Origin of the sequence: Inquilinus sp. 2KB_23, assembly GCF_052115705.1 — a bacterium.
Classification (GTDB): domain Bacteria; phylum Pseudomonadota; class Alphaproteobacteria; order DSM-16000; family Inquilinaceae; genus Inquilinus; species Inquilinus ginsengisoli_A.
The window spans coordinates 46,484-60,504 of the sequence record NZ_JBFRHF010000003.1; the positions used below are offsets into that span (position 1 = coordinate 46,484).

The 14,021-nt window shown below is 70.2% G+C and carries 13 protein-coding genes; 11 read left to right on the forward strand and 2 right to left on the reverse strand.

The annotated features are described in order from the left end of the window. Positions 1-76: 76 nt before the first annotated feature. Positions 77-1,294 carry an adenylate/guanylate cyclase domain-containing protein gene (locus tag AB4112_RS04370; protein ID WP_309794120.1) on the forward strand — a complete coding sequence of 406 codons (1,218 nt, stop codon included), beginning with the start codon at positions 77-79 and terminating at the stop codon, positions 1,292-1,294. 1 nt (position 1,295) lies between these two features. Here the strand turns inward: AB4112_RS04370 and AB4112_RS04375 are convergent, their stop codons facing one another. Beyond that, positions 1,296-2,087, reverse strand: a complete 792-nt coding sequence (locus tag AB4112_RS04375) for a metallophosphoesterase (RefSeq protein ID WP_309794118.1) — start codon at positions 2,085-2,087, stop codon at positions 1,296-1,298. Between the two features lie 399 nt (positions 2,088-2,486). Between AB4112_RS04375 and AB4112_RS04380 the strand changes: the two genes are divergently transcribed. The 3 genes from AB4112_RS04380 (at position 2,487) to AB4112_RS04390 (ending at position 4,517) form a co-directional block, all read left to right on the forward strand. Further along, positions 2,487-3,518, forward strand: coding sequence for a methyltransferase (locus AB4112_RS04380; RefSeq protein WP_441717312.1), 1,032 nt, complete (start codon positions 2,487-2,489; stop codon positions 3,516-3,518). A gap of 70 nt (positions 3,519-3,588) precedes the next feature. Beyond that, positions 3,589-4,050, forward strand: coding sequence for a heme-binding protein (locus AB4112_RS04385; protein ID WP_441717314.1), 462 nt, complete (start codon positions 3,589-3,591; stop codon positions 4,048-4,050). Between the two features lie 92 nt (positions 4,051-4,142). Next, positions 4,143-4,517: a DUF6881 domain-containing protein gene (locus AB4112_RS04390; protein WP_441717316.1), complete on the forward strand. Its 375-nt coding sequence runs from the start codon at positions 4,143-4,145 to the stop codon at positions 4,515-4,517. 121 nt (positions 4,518-4,638) lie between these two features. Here AB4112_RS04390 and AB4112_RS04395 read toward each other — a convergent pair whose 3' ends face one another. Beyond that, complete coding sequence (locus AB4112_RS04395; protein ID WP_441717318.1) at positions 4,639-5,676, reverse strand: glycosyl transferase family protein; 1,038 nt, start codon at positions 5,674-5,676, stop codon at positions 4,639-4,641. A 187-nt stretch (positions 5,677-5,863) separates the two neighbouring features. On the opposite strand from AB4112_RS04395, the gene AB4112_RS04400 reads away from it, so the two are divergent. From AB4112_RS04400 to AB4112_RS04430, 7 genes are all read left to right on the forward strand, one after another. Continuing rightward, positions 5,864-7,486: a GMC family oxidoreductase gene (locus AB4112_RS04400; RefSeq protein ID WP_441717320.1), complete on the forward strand. Its 1,623-nt coding sequence runs from the start codon at positions 5,864-5,866 to the stop codon at positions 7,484-7,486. Between the two features lie 236 nt (positions 7,487-7,722). Then, positions 7,723-8,424, forward strand: a complete 702-nt coding sequence (locus tag AB4112_RS04405; RefSeq protein ID WP_441717321.1) for an SDR family NAD(P)-dependent oxidoreductase — start codon at positions 7,723-7,725, stop codon at positions 8,422-8,424. A gap of 194 nt (positions 8,425-8,618) precedes the next feature. Next, positions 8,619-9,557: an ABC transporter permease gene (locus AB4112_RS04410; RefSeq protein WP_309794109.1), complete on the forward strand. Its 939-nt coding sequence runs from the start codon at positions 8,619-8,621 to the stop codon at positions 9,555-9,557. 35 nt (positions 9,558-9,592) lie between these two features. Then, a complete protein-coding gene (locus AB4112_RS04415) occupies positions 9,593-10,405 on the forward strand; it encodes an ABC transporter permease (protein WP_441717323.1) in 813 nt (270 codons plus the stop codon). After that, positions 10,402-11,379 (forward strand): ABC transporter ATP-binding protein, encoded by a 978-nt coding sequence (locus AB4112_RS04420; RefSeq protein WP_441717325.1) that lies wholly within the window; start codon positions 10,402-10,404, stop codon positions 11,377-11,379. The genes AB4112_RS04415 and AB4112_RS04420 overlap by 4 nt, the downstream gene beginning before the upstream one ends. Further along, positions 11,376-12,359: an ABC transporter ATP-binding protein gene (locus AB4112_RS04425; protein WP_441717327.1), complete on the forward strand. Its 984-nt coding sequence runs from the start codon at positions 11,376-11,378 to the stop codon at positions 12,357-12,359. The genes AB4112_RS04420 and AB4112_RS04425 overlap by 4 nt, the downstream gene beginning before the upstream one ends. Positions 12,360-12,389: 30 nt before the next feature. Continuing rightward, on the forward strand, positions 12,390-13,913 hold the full coding sequence (locus AB4112_RS04430; protein ID WP_441717329.1) for an ABC transporter substrate-binding protein: 1,524 nt from the start codon (positions 12,390-12,392) through the stop codon (positions 13,911-13,913). The last annotated feature ends 108 nt before the right edge of the window (positions 13,914-14,021 follow it).

Genomic DNA, 14,021 nt, shown 5'->3' on the forward strand with positions numbered 1-14,021 from the left:
CGGATGCGCCATTACACCGGAATGGTGTAATGCTGCGGCAACGCACGCCGCCCGGCCGATGGCCGGAGGAAGACCGATGGACGACGCCAAACTCGACGCGCTGGCCAACTGGATCACCGAGGCCGGGCTGATCGGCCTGCTGGAGACCCAGCTGCTGGCCGGCTTCTGCGCCCGCGCAGTCTTCGCCGGCCTGCCGATCGCCAGCGGCCTGCTGGTGATCGACACGCTGCATCCGGTCTATGAGGGCAATGCCGTGCGCTGGCGCCGCGGCGAGGCCGAGGCCAGCTTCACCGGCTATGGCCGCACCGACAGCGACGAGCGCGAGGAGAAGTGGCGCGCCAGCCCGTTCTTCCTGCTGATCGAGACCGGCGAGGAATGGATGCGCCGGCGGGTGACGCCGGAGAGCGCGGCCGAGTTCTCCGCCGTGGCCACGGCGCGGGACGAGGGGATGACCGACTATGTCGGCATCCTCAACCGCTTCGAGGCCGAAGGCGCCATCGCCGATTGGGACGGGCTGTTCTCGGCCTGGACCACCGACCAGCCGGGGGGCTTCAGCGACGAGGAGATCGCGGCGCTGCTGCGCCTGATGCCGATCCTGGCCATGGCGATGAAGGCGATCACCCTGGCGCGGATGGCCTCGACGCTGCTGGAGACCTATCTGGGCCGCGACGCCTGCAACTCCGTGTGGTCCGGGCGGATCGCCCGCGGCGTCGCCGACCGCATCGACGCCGTGCTGTGGTTCAGCGACCTGCGCGGCTACACCAAGATCACCGACACCGCCGCGCCGGAGCAGATCATCCCGCTGCTCAACGACTATGCCGACGCCGTGATCTCGGCGGTGCAGGAGGCGGGCGGCGACGTGCTGAAGCTGATCGGCGACGGCGTGCTGGCGATCTTCCGGACGGAGGCCAACGGCTCCGACGGCCGCGCCGCGGCGTGCCGGGCGGCGCTGGAGGCCGTGCGCCGGGCGGAGGCCGCGATCGAGGAGCTCAATCCGCGCCGCGAGGCCGAAGGCCTGCCGGTGACGCAGATGTATGCCGGGCTGCATATCGGCGAGGTTTTCTTCGGCAATGTCGGCAGCGCCAACCGGCTGGACTTCACCGTGGTCGGCCCGGCGGTGAACGAGACCAGCCGCATCGCCGACCTGTGCCGGTCGGCCGACCAGCCGATGCTGGTCTCGGCCGCCTTCGCCGCGGCGGCGGGCGGGGCCGAGGCCAAGCTGGTCTCGGTCGGCCGCTACGCGCTGCGCGGCGTGCGCGTCCCGCAGGAGCTGTTCACGCTCGAGCCGGAGTAGCTCACAGCGCCCAGACCCGCAGCCCGCGCATCCGGTCGCCGTGGATCAGCACGGCCGACAGGCAGCCGGTGGCGAAGGCGCCGGTGTCGACATCGATGCGGTGCGGGTGGTCCAGGTCCAGCCGGTCGGCCGGGGTGTGGCCGTGGATCACGGCGACGTTCTCGGGGAAGGCGCCGGGCCAGTCCAGGAACGGGCGGCGGATCCACAGCAGCGTCTCGCGCTCCTGCTCCGCCAGCGGGCGCCTGGGGTCGATCCCGGCATGGACGAACAGCAGGTCGCCGATGCGGTGGCTGACCGGGCAGCCGCGCAGCCAGTCCAGCACCTCCGCCCCGATCGCGGCCCGTGCCGCGGCGCGCCAGTCGCCGTGCAGGATGTCGGTGACGCCGCATTCGGCCAGAACGGTGTCGCCGCCATAGGTCAGCCAGAACTCCAGCCCGGTCCGGTCGGCCGCGTCGTCCAGCACCGACAGCATGCGGTCGTCATGGTTGCCCAGCAGGGTGATGGTCTCGGCGCCCGGGATGCCGTCGCGCGCCAGGGCCAGGGCGCGCCGGTTCTCCGGGCCGCGGTCGACCAGGTCGCCGAGATGGATCAGGGTGCATTCGGTGCCGGCCGGCAGGGCGGTGAACTCCGCCGCGATCAGCCGGTGCAGCGCCGCCAGCAGTTCGGCATGGCCGTGCACATCGCCGATCGCGGCCACCGCCCGACCCGGCGGCAGCGGCCGGATCGCCGGGCGCCAGGCGTCGCGGCGCGGGTCGAGATGGGGCGGCAGCCGGTCGAACTCCTCCGGCCTCAAAGCATGTCCTCGCGGTTCGATCGGGTCATCGACTCTCCTCTCGCCTTTGCGGTGCCGCTCCATCCTAGCATCGTTGTCCTATCGCCCGGGATGCCGCAGCCTCTGCGCCGGTCTGGAACCACCCATGCGATCCATGGGTTGAAGGCGCTCCGGCACTGCCGTTCAGGCACTCTTCCGCGCCTCCGGTCCACAGGAAAGTTTCGATGCCGATGACCGCCCGTTCCCCTGTCGTCTGCCGCGTCCTCGGCGCGAACGACGGCTCGATCACCCTGCGCGACGGCGACTGACGGCGATTCCCCTCCGCCGACGGCCCCCAATTGGGGCCCCAATCGGGGGATTGCCGCAGCCGCTTCGATCCGGCGATCGTCATGATGGTGTACGCCCTGGGAAGGAGCCATCATGTCCGCAGCCCCCGCCGGCCGGCAGGCCCCGGTCACGCCCGAGCTCATCATGCAGCTGGGGTTCGGCTTCTGGGCCTCGAAGACCCTGTTGAGCGCGGTCGAGCTGGAGGTGTTCACCGTGCTGACCGGCGGCCCGCTCGACGCCGAGGCGCTGCGGACGCGGCTCGGCCTGCATCCGCGCGGCGCGCGCGACTTCTTCGACGCGCTGGTGGCGCTGCGTCTCCTGGACCGGACCGACGGCGCCTATGCCAACACCGCCGAGACCGATCTCTATCTCGACCGCGGCAAGCCCTCCTATGTCGGCGGCATATTGGAGATGGCCAACCGACGGCTCTACCCGTCCTGGGGGAACCTGACCGAAGCGCTGTGCACGGGCCGGCCACAGAACGAGGCCAAGGCGGGCGGCGACCCTTTCGCCGCGATCTATGCCACCCCCGAGGGCGTCGCCGGCTTCCTCAACGCCATGACCGGCGTCAGCCTGCCGCTGGCGCACGCGCTCGCCGCCCGCTTTCCCTGGGCCGGGTACCGCAGCGTCATCGACATCGGCGCCGCGGCGGGGTCGGTGCCGGTCGAGCTCGCCCTCGCCCATCCCCATCTCGAGGCGGGCGGTTTCGATCTGCCCCCGGTGCGGCCGGTCTTCGAGGCCTATGTGGCGCAGCGCGGCCTGGCCGGCCGGGTGCGCTTCCACGACGGCGACTTCATGCGCGGGCCGATGCCCCCGGCCGACGTGCTGGTGATGGGCCACATCCTCCACGACTGGGACCTGGAGGAGAAGCGGATGCTGGTGGCCAAGGCCCATGCGGCGCTGCCGCAGGATGGGGCTCTGATCGTCTACGACCGGATGATCGACGATGACCGGCGCGAGAACGCGGCCGGCCTGCTGATGAGCCTGAACATGCTGATCGAGACGCCGGGCGGCTTCGACTATACCGGCGCGGACTGCATCGGCTGGCTGCGCGAGGCCGGCTTCGCCTCCATCCGGCAGGAAAGCCTGGTCGGCCCCTATTCGGTGGTGGTCGGGATCAAGTAGCCGGCCAGAGAGGGTGCCCAAGTCCGGCGAGCCTGTGGCAGGATCGGCCCCTGATTCCGAGGAGGGGACCATGACCGACCACGCCGCCCGCACCGCCGAGCTGGAGACCGAGGAGACGCGGCTGGCCTTCGACCGCTTCGACTTCGCCGAGGCCTGGGCGATCGGCCGGGCACTGGTCGAGGCCGCGTCGGCGCCGATCGCCATCCGCATCCAGGTCGCCGACCGGGTGCTGTTCGCCGCCGCGCTCGACGGAACTTCGGCCGACAACCAAATCTGGCTTGATCTGAAGTTTGCCGCCGTCCGTCAGTTCGGTCACAGCACCCTGTGGCTGCACCACCGGCTCAAGGCGCGCGGCCGCACCCTGGCCGAGAGCCCGTCGGTCCGCACCCCGATGATCGACCATGGCGGCGGCTTCCCGATCCGCATCGGCGCCCAGGTGGTCGGCGTCATCGGCGTCTCCGGCCTGCCGCACGAGGACGACCACCGGCTGATCACCGACACGATCGCGGCGTGGAAGGCAAGCCACGCGTAGGTCGGGTTCGCGGTTCGCGAACCTAACGGGCCGGAGCACCGGTTGGATGTTGGGTTCGCAAGGCGCGAACTCGACCTACGCTTGAGGAGCCTATGAGCTACATTCGAGTCCAGTGGGTTCATTCATTTCCAGATGAGCCCGTCTGGCTGATTTCCGAACTTGACGGCAACCGCAGGGAGACGCGGAAGGTCGAGATCTTCGCCGATGGCTCGAAGGGATATGCCGCGGAAGGCGTGGAGATCGGAGGAACGCGCCTGGGATTCGAGGCCGCGCCAACACTCAAGGAAATCGGCTCGGCCCCCCCAATTCCTCCCCGAGGAGATCACAAAGGAGGAATTCGAGGAGATCTGGCGCGCCCGTATTGCGACCCACTGAGGGCGGAGCATCGGTCGGATGTTGGATTCGCAAGGCGCGAACCCAATCACGCCTTACGACGACCTTCCCTATACTGTCATTGCCCGGCTTGACCGGGCAATCCAGGGGCCACAAAGAGCCGCTCTGGCCGCCCCGGGATGCCACGGTCAAGCCGTGGCATGACAACTGGGGTGAGTAGGTGCGAGCGGCCGGGTCTTCAGCCGAGAACCCAACCTACGCCTGGGAATTCCTTTCCCGCCACAGCGTCGCTGCCCGCTCCAGATGCCGGGCATGCGCGGCGTCGCCGCTGTCGCCGGCGATGATGGCCAGGGCGACGGCGGCGGTGCCGATCACGGTCGCCTCGGCCACCGCATCCTCAGCGGCGCCGGTCCACACCGCGCGGCAGTGGTCGAGGTCGCTGCGCGCCACCTTCTCGCCGCGGCCTTCGCCCAGCATCGGCGCCACCGTCTCGTCCAGCGTCTCGCCGGCCACCAGCCGCTGCAGCGACAGCGCCTTCAGCGGCGTGCGCTCGGCCTCGCCGCCGGCGCCCTTGACCACGCAGAGGTCGCTCTGGCCCAACAGCCGCGCCGTGTCGCGGTGCAAATCCTGATAGGCCGGGTGGAACACGCCGACGAAGCTGGCCTTGGCCTCGAACGGGTTCAGCAGCCGCGCCGCCGAGTTGACCGGGCTGCGCAGGCCCAGCACCGGCCGCAGTTCCATCAGCTGGGTCAGGGTGCGGCTGACCGCGCGCAGCGGCAGATAGGCGAAGCGGGTGGCGTCCAGCGTCTTCGCCGCCTCGCGCGGGGTCTCCGCCACCGGCAGGCCCAGCGCGCGCACCGCATCCTCGGTCTCGATGCCCTCGGTGACCCGGACGTTGACGCCGTGCATCAGCACGGGATGGCCGGCGCGGGCGACCAGCAGGGCCGACAGCAGGAACCAGGGCGCGCCGCGGGTCTTGCCGGCGGCGTAGGACGGCCAGTCCAGCGCCGGCCGCGTCGCCGGGGCCGCCGACACCACCGCCCGCGCCGCCCGGATCATGCCGGCCAGCTCCGCCGCCGTCTCGCCGCGATAGCGCTCCAGCAGCAGGAAGGCGCCGACCTGCATCGGGTCGGCCTCGCCGGACAGGATGATGCCGAAGGCGTCCTGCGCCTCGGCCTCGGTCAGTGGCCGCGACCGTCCGGGGCCGCGCCCGATCGCCGCCAGATGCGCCGCCATGCGCTGCCGCGGCGGCGAGTCCGGGGTGGCGGTCACGGTTTCGACGTCACTGGCCATGCCGAGGATCTTTCGGAGTGTCGGACCGGGAATGGCTATGGTTAACGCGCGGCGCCCGGCGCGTCGAGCGTGGCGGCGCGTGCTGTTCATTGTGCGATCCCCGGCCTTGTAGGAAGATCGTCGGAGACGACGAAAAACCAAGGCGAATCGGGGAGTTGGCGATGGCGGTGATGAGAGCGACCGGTCGATGACCAGGGCGATCGGAAGTTTCGACTATGTCATCGTCGGCGCCGGCTCGGCCGGCTGCGTCCTGGCCAACCGGCTGTCGGCCGACCCGAAGGTCTCGGTGCTGCTGCTCGAGGCCGGGGGCAAGGCCAACCACATCTGGATCCACATCCCGGTTGGCTACCTCTACACCCATGGCGACCCGCGCCTGGATTGGTGCTTCAAGACCGAGCACGAGGCCGGGCTGGGGGGGCGGGCGATCAACTATCCCCGCGGCAAGGTGCTGGGCGGCTGCTCCGCCATCAACGGCATGATCTACATGCGCGGCCAGGCCCGCGACTACGACCAGTGGCGGCAGCTCGGCAATGCCGGCTGGGGCTGGGACGATGTGCTGCCGGTGTTCCGCAGATCCGAGGACCACTGGCAGGGCGCCTCGGCCGCCCATGGCGCCGGCGGCGAATGGCGGGTCGAGCCGCAGCGCCTGTCCTGGAAGATCCTGGAGGCGTTCCGCCAGGCCGCGGCCGAGACTGGCATCCGCCCGACCGAGGATTTTAACACCGGCGACAACGAGGGTTGCGGCTACTTCCAGGTCAACCAGCGCCGCGGCATCCGCTGGACCACGGCCAAGGGCTTCCTGAAGCCGGCGCTGTCGCGGCCCAACCTCCGGGTCGAGACCCACGCCCAGGTGCTGAAGCTGCATCTCGAGGGCAAGCGCGCCGCCGGCGTGGTGTTCCGCCGGCCGGACGGCACCGAGGCCTATGCCGCGGCCTCGGGCGAGGTGATCCTGGCGGCCGGCGCCATCGGCTCGCCGGCGATCCTGCAGCATTCCGGCATCGGCCCGGCCGACCTGCTGGCGGCGCATGACGTGCAGCCGATGCACGACCTGCCGGGGGTGGGCGAGAACCTGCAGGACCATCTGCAGCTGCGCCTGATCTACAAGGTCAGCGGCGTCCCGACCCTGAACGAGCGGGCGGGGCGGCTGCTCGGCAAGCTCGGCATGGGGCTGGAATACGCCCTGCGGCGCAGCGGGCCCCTCAGCATGGCGCCCAGCCAGCTCGGCGCCTTCGCCCGCAGCGATCCGGCGCAGGAGACGCCGAACCTCGAATATCATGTCCAGCCGCTCAGCCTCGACCGCTTCGGCGAGCCGCTGCACGCCTTCCCGGCCTTCACCGCCTCGGTGTGCAACCTGCGGCCGCACAGCCGCGGCTCGGTCCGGATCAAGAGCCCGGACCCGACCGCGTCGCCGGCGATCCGCCCGAACTACCTGTCTGAGGAGGCCGACCGCCATGTCGCGGTCGAGGCCATCCGGCTGACCCGGCGGATCGCCGCGGCGCCGGCGCTGGCTGTGTATCGGCCGGAGGAGGTCCTGCCCGGCCCGGCGGTGGAGGACGAAGGCGACCTGGCCGAGGCCGCCGGCCGCATCGCCACCACCATCTTCCACCCGGTCGGCACCTGCAAGATGGGCCGGGACCCGCTGGCGGTGGTCGACGAACGGCTGCGGGTGCACGGGCTGGCGGGCTTGCGCGTGGTCGACGCCTCGATCATGCCGACCATCACCTCGGGCAACACCAACTCGCCGACCATCATGATCGCCGAGAAGGCTTCCGCCATGATCCTGGAGGATCGGCGGGAGCCTGTCCGATAATTCGCCTGGCGCGGCCGTCTGATGGCGGTCTCTGCGCTTCCGGTGCTCACGGACGACCATGTCCGCTGCGCGCCGGTTCTCGAGACCACCACCAGCCGACTCACGCCAGACGAATTCTCGAACGGGCTCGGATCAGCTCGGTGGCGAGGTAGCCGGATCGACCAGCGATGACGGTGAAGGCATGGTGATAATCCAGTAGGGTCGGTGATCTGACCCAGTCGCGCGAGGAGACCATCATGGAATTCCAGGACCGTCACGTCGTGGTCACCGGCGGCACCGGCGCGCTCGGCTCGGCCGTGGTCGGGCTGCTGCTGGAGGCCGGGGCCACCTGCCACATCCCGGTCCGCAGCCTCACGGATTCGCGCCGCTTCGCCCATCGCGGCCATGACCGGGTGGTGCTGGCCCCGGTGCCGGACCTGACCGACGAGGCGGCGGTGGCGGCGTTCTACGCGGCGCTGCCGGCGCTGTGGGCGTCGATCCATGTCGCCGGCGGCTTCGCCATGGCGCCGATCGGCGACACCGACAAGGCGGCGCTGCAGCAGCAGCTCGACACCAACCTGGTCACCGGCTTCCTGTGCTGCCGCGCCGCGGTGGCCGCGATCGGGCGCGGCGCCGGCGGCGGCCGCATCGTCAACGTCTCCTCCCGCCCGGCGCTGGAATGGCGCCAGGGCGCCGGCATGGTCGCCTACACCGCGGCCAAGGCGGCGCTGGCCGCCCTGACCGTGGCCCTGGCGCAGGAGGTGGCGGGGCAGGGCATCCTGGTCAACGCCGTGGCGCCCTCGACAATGGACACGCCGGCCAACCGCGCCGCCATGCCCAAGGCCGACCACGCCGCCTGGGCGAAAGTGGAGGAGGTGGCGGCGACCATCCTGTTCCTGGCCTCGCCGCGCAACCAGGTCACCCGCGGCGCCGTGGTGCCGTCCTACGGGAAATCCTGATCCCCGGACCCGGGGGCTGCGCCTCAACTGCAGGTTATCGCCGCACCCCGTCGGCCGACTTGTCTGATTTATCCGATCGGTCTAGCGTCTCGCGGTTGCGAAAAGAAGAGACAGGGCAGGCACGGATGGAGATCACGCCGGACCGGCGGGACGGGATTTGCGTTGGCCGCCGCCAGGGCGGGGACTGACCGGCGATGCATCGCTTCCGCTTCGTCCTCACCCGACCGCTGCAGCTGATTCCGGTGCTGTTCGGCATCAGCATCATCACCTTCGTCCTCGTCCGCTCGATTCCCGGCGACCCGGCGCGGGTGCTGCTCGGCTTCAAGGCCACGCCCGACGCCATTGCCCGGATCCGCGCCCAGTTCGCGCTCGATGAACCGCTGTGGACGCAATACGTCTACTTCCTGCAGAACCTGGCCCATGGCGAGATGGGCCGGTCGATCCTGTACAAGATCCCGGTGCTGGGGCTGATCGTCGAACGGATCGAACCGACTTTCTTCCTGGTGTTCGGCAGCGTGCTGCTGTCGCTGCTGATCGCGGTGCCCTTCGCCGCGATCGCCGCCCGGCGCCGCGGCCGCCTGGCCGACCATATCATCCGCGTGGTCTCCACCACCGGCCTCGGGCTGCCGCCGTTCTGGCTCGGGATCATGCTGATCATCGTGTTCAGCCTGACCCTCGGGCTGTTCCCGGTGGCGGGCTATGGCGAGGACTGGGCCGACCGGCTGCACCACCTGGTGCTGCCCTGCCTGACCATCGCCCTGGCGCTGTCGGCGGTGCTGACCCGGACGCTGCGGGCCGGGATGATCGCCGAGCTGCGCTCGGACCAGGCCACCGCCGCCCGGGCGCGCGGCCTGCCCGAGGGCATGGTGTTCTGGCGCCATGTCGTGCCCAACGCCATCGTGCCGACCATCAACCTGCTGGCGGTCAACATCGGCTGGCTGATCGGCGGCACCGTGATCATCGAGAACGTGTTCTCGATCCCCGGCATGGGCCAGCTGCTGGTGCGCGGCATCTTCACCCGCGACTACATGGTGGTGCAGGGCGTGGCGATGGCCTTCGCCGTGTCCAGCGTCGCGGTCAACTTCCTGGCCGACATCCTGACCGTCGCCATCGACCCGCGGGTGAAGCTGTGAGCGCCGTTGCCGGTACTTCACCGGCTCGGTTGCGCTTGCGTCTGCCGCGGCTGCCCGGGGCGCTGTGGTGGGGCGCCGCCGTGGTCGCCGGCTTCGTCCTGGTGGCGCTGCTGGCGCCGTGGATCGCGCCCTACGACCCGATCGCGCAGGACACGGCGAACGCGCTGCTGCCGCCCGGGCTGGACCATCCGCTCGGCACCGACAATTTCGGCCGCGACGTGCTGTCCCGCCTGATCTGGGGCACCCGGATCGACCTGATGATGGGGGTGATCGGCGTCTTCTTCCCCTTCGTCTTCGGCACCGCGATCGGCTGCGTCTCCGGCTATTTCGGCGGCTGGGTCGACATGGTGGTGATGCGCATCGTCGACATCGTCCTGGCCTTCCCGTTCCTGGTGCTGATGCTGGCGATCATCGCCATCCTCGGCCCCGGGCTGGTCAGCTTCTACATCGCCCTGGCCCTGGTCGGCTGGGTGTCCTACGCCCGGCTGGTGCGGGCCCAGGTGCTGGTGCTGAAGGCCAGCGACTTCGTCACCGCCGCGCGCAGCCTGGGCTACGGCCACATCCGGATCATGACCCGGCACATCCTGCCGAACGCCGTGGTCAGTTCGATCGTGTTCTCGATGTCCGACGTGGTGCTGACCATGCTGCTTGGCGCGTCGATCAGCTATCTCGGCCTCGGGGTCCAGCCGCCGACGGCGGAATGGGGGCTGATGGTGTCGGAAAGCCAGAACTTCATCATCCGGGCCTGGTGGATCGCGGCCTTCCCCGGCGTGGCGCTGGCGGTGATCGCGCTCGGCTTCAGCCTGCTGGCCGACGGGCTGGGCGAATGGCTCGGGGTGCGGGAATGACCGCGCCGCTGCTCGATGTCCGCAACCTCTCGGTGGCCGTGGCCCAGGCCGGGCGGGAGGTCACCCTGGTCGACCGCGTCTCCTTCGCGCTCGAGGCGGGCGAGGTGCTGGGGCTGGTCGGCGAGAGCGGGTCGGGCAAGAGCGTCACCTGCCGGGCCCTGATCGGGCTGCTGCCGGGATCCCTGCGCATCGCCGGCGGGTCGGTGCTGCTGAAGGGGCGCGACCTGGTGCGGCTGGACGAGGCGGCGCTGCGCGGCGTGCGCGGCGGCGAGATCGGCATGATCTTCCAGAACCCGTCCAGCCATCTCGACCCGGTGATGCGGATCGGCGACCAGATCGCCGAAAGCATCCGCTTCCACCGCGATGCGTCGCGGCGCGAGGCGCGGGCGGCGGCGGTGGACCTGCTGCGCCAGGTCGGCATCCCGGACCCCGAGCGGCGGGCCGGCAACTACCCGCATGAATTCTCCGGCGGCATGCGCCAGCGGGCGATGATCGCGACCGCCCTGGCCTGCGACCCGGAGATCCTGATCGCGGACGAGCCGACCACCGCGCTCGACGTCACCGTGCAGGCACAGATCCTGCGGCTGCTGCTCGACCTGCGCGACCGGCGCGGCCTCGCCATCATCCTGATCACCCATGATCTCGGCGTGGTGGCCCAGGCCTGCGACCGCATCGCGGTGATGTATGGCGGCACGCTGTGCGAGACCGGGACCAAGCGGGCGGTGTTGTCTGCGCCGCGCCACCCCTACACCGCGCGGCTGATCGCCTGCCAGCCTGCGTCCGCCGGAGCCGGCCGCCTGATGCCGTTCATTCCCGGCCAGCCGCCGTCCCTGGCCGACCTGCCGTCGGGCTGCCGCTTCCATCCGCGCTGCGACCGGGCCTTCGCCCGCTGTTCGGCGGAACGGCCGGAGCCGTCCTGGCCGGCGCCGGGCCACATGGCCGCCTGCCATCGGATCATCGAGGACGCGGCATGACGCTGCTCGACGTCCAGGACCTTGAGGTCCATTTCCGCGCCGGGGGCCTGCCGCTGCCGGGCCGGCCGACGCGGCTGGTGCGGGCGGTCAACGGCGTCTCCTTCACCCTGGCGCCGGGCGAGGCGCTGGGCCTGGTCGGCGAATCCGGCTGCGGCAAGTCCACGCTCGGCCGCGCCATCCTGCACCTCGGCGACCTCACCGGCGGCGCCATCCGCTTCGGCGGCGCCGATGTGGCGACCGGCGGCCGCGAGGGGCTGGCCCGGCTGCGCCGCGAGACCGCGATGATCTTCCAGGACCCCTATGGCGCGCTGAACCCGCGCATGACCGTGGGCGAGGCCGTCGCCGAGGTGCTGCGCGTCCACCGCAAGGTGCCGCGCGACCGGATCCCGGCGCGGGTGGCCGAGCTGCTGACCCTGGTCGGGCTGCGGCCGGAACACGCGTCACGCCGCCCGGCCGCGCTGTCCGGCGGCCAGTGCCAGCGCGTCGGCATCGCCCGGGCGCTGGCGGTCGAGCCGAAGCTGATCATCGCCGATGAATGCGTCGCCGCCCTCGACGTCTCGATCCAGGCCCAGATCATCAACCTGCTGATCGAGCTTAAGGCCCGGATGAACCTGGCGCTGATCTTCATCGCCCATGACCTCGCCGTGGTGCGGCGGCTGTGCGACCGGGTGGCGGTGATGTATCTCGGCCGGATCGTGGAGGAGGGGGCGGCGGAGACGGTGTTCGCCGCGCCGAAGCACCCCTACACCCAGGCCCTGGTCCGCGCGATCCCGGAGATTGATCCCGACCGGCGGCTGCCGGCGGAGCTGCTGGGCGGCGAACCGCCCAGCCCGCTGGACCTGCCGCCGGGATGCGCCTTCCATCCGCGCTGCAGCTTCGCCATGCCGGAATGCCGGGCCGGGCTGCCACCGGCGCTACGCCCGGCCGAGGGCCGCTTCACGGCCTGCCATCTCTATCCCGCAATCCCCGCCCGATCCTGAGGCGGGGAGCAAATCACAGGAGGCTTTTCGATGACACGAAGCAGCAGGAGACATCTCGGCGCCTTCTCGGCCGCCTTCCTGGCGGCGCTGGTCGCCGGCGGCGCCATGGCCGAGGCGGCGGGCGTGCTGACCATCGCCCGGCGCGAGGACGGCACCACCTTCGACCCGATCAAGACCTCGCAGAATGTCGACTACTGGGTGTTCTCGAACGTCTATGACGTGCTGGTCCGGGTCAGCAAGGACGGCACCAAGCTGGTCCCCGGCCTGGCCGAAAGCTGGACCATCTCCGACGACGGCACCGTCTACACGCTGAAGCTGCGCGACACCAAGTTCTCCGACGGCTCGCCGCTCACCGCTGATGACGCCGCCTTCTCGCTGCTGCGGGCGCGCGACAATCCGGGGTCGCTGATCGCCGACAACTACAAGGTGATCAAGACCGCCGAGGCCAAGGACGACCACACGCTGGTGATCACCCTGACCCAGCCGGCGACGCCGTTCCTGGCCAGCCTGGCGCTGCCGGGCACCGCGGTGCTGCCGCGGAAGGTGGTGACCGCGATGGGCGAGGACGCCTTCGCCGAGAAGCCGATCGGCTCCGGCGCCTTCACCATGGAGGAGTGGCGCCGCGGCGAGAAGGTGGTGCTGAAGAAGAACCCGAATTTCTGGCAGGCGGACCAGGTCAGCCTCGACGGCGTCGAATGGCTGTCGATTCCGGACGACAACACCCGGATGCTGAAGGTCCAGGCCGGCGAGATCGACAGCGCCATCTTCGTGCCCTTCGCCAAGGTGGCGGAGCTGGAGAAGGACCCGAACCTGACGATGCACCAGGATCCCTCGACCCGCGAGGACCACCTGCTGATCAACCATTCGCATGCGCCGCTCGACAAGCTCGAGGTGCGCGAGGCGATCGACTACGCCATCGACAAGAAGTCGATCGTCGACACCGTGACCTTCGGCATCGGCAGCGTCGCCAACTCCTACATCCCCAAGGGCGCGCTGTACCACACCGACGACAACGGGGCGCGGCCCTACGACCCGGAGAAGGCCAAGGCCCTGCTGAAGCAGGCCGGGGTCGGCAACGTCACCCTGACCTACCTGGTCCAGACCGGCGACACGGTGGACGAGCAGGTCTCGGTGCTGGTGCAGCAGCAGCTGGCCAAGGTCGGCATCACCGTCAACCTGCAGAAGGTCGACCCGAGCCAGAGCTGGGACATGGAGGTCGCCGGCGACTACGACCTGGCGATGAACTACTGGACCAACGACATCATCGACCCCGACCAGAAGACCACCTTCGTGCTCGGCTACGACGCCAACCTGAACTACTACACCCGCTACAAGAACGACGCGGTGGTGGCGCTGGTGGCCAAGGCCCGGGTCGAGACCGACCCGGCCAAGCGCGAGGCGATGTATGTCGATCTGCAGAAGATGGCCAAGGCCGACGTCAACTGGATCGACCTGTATTACAGCCCGTACCTCACGGTCTCGCGCAAGAACATCGAAGGCTTCGGCCAGACCCCGCTGGGGCGGTTCTACCTGGAGGATGTGAAGAAGAATTGAGCTTCTTGGGTTGGGTTCGCATCCGCGAACCCAACCCACGTCTGCTCATCCGGCGGCGCCGCGGCCGCCGCCCGGATTCCCGCCGATAGCGGGTTCTGAACAGGGAGG

Coding starts and splice junctions, on each gene's coding strand:
- AB4112_RS04370 (WP_309794120.1), top strand. CDS start 77: ATGGACGACGCCAAACTCGACGCGCTGGCCAACTGGATCACCGAGGCC.
- AB4112_RS04380 (WP_441717312.1), top strand. CDS start 2,487: ATGTCCGCAGCCCCCGCCGGCCGGCAGGCCCCGGTCACGCCCGAGCTC.
- AB4112_RS04385 (WP_441717314.1), top strand. CDS start 3,589: ATGACCGACCACGCCGCCCGCACCGCCGAGCTGGAGACCGAGGAGACG.
- AB4112_RS04390 (WP_441717316.1), top strand. CDS start 4,143: ATGAGCTACATTCGAGTCCAGTGGGTTCATTCATTTCCAGATGAGCCC.
- AB4112_RS04395 (WP_441717318.1), bottom strand. CDS start 5,676: ATGGCCAGTGACGTCGAAACCGTGACCGCCACCCCGGACTCGCCGCCG.
- AB4112_RS04400 (WP_441717320.1), top strand. CDS start 5,864: ATGACCAGGGCGATCGGAAGTTTCGACTATGTCATCGTCGGCGCCGGC.
- AB4112_RS04405 (WP_441717321.1), top strand. CDS start 7,723: ATGGAATTCCAGGACCGTCACGTCGTGGTCACCGGCGGCACCGGCGCG.
- AB4112_RS04410 (WP_309794109.1), top strand. CDS start 8,619: ATGCATCGCTTCCGCTTCGTCCTCACCCGACCGCTGCAGCTGATTCCG.
- AB4112_RS04420 (WP_441717325.1), top strand. CDS start 10,402: ATGACCGCGCCGCTGCTCGATGTCCGCAACCTCTCGGTGGCCGTGGCC.
- AB4112_RS04425 (WP_441717327.1), top strand. CDS start 11,376: ATGACGCTGCTCGACGTCCAGGACCTTGAGGTCCATTTCCGCGCCGGG.
- AB4112_RS04430 (WP_441717329.1), top strand. CDS start 12,390: ATGACACGAAGCAGCAGGAGACATCTCGGCGCCTTCTCGGCCGCCTTC.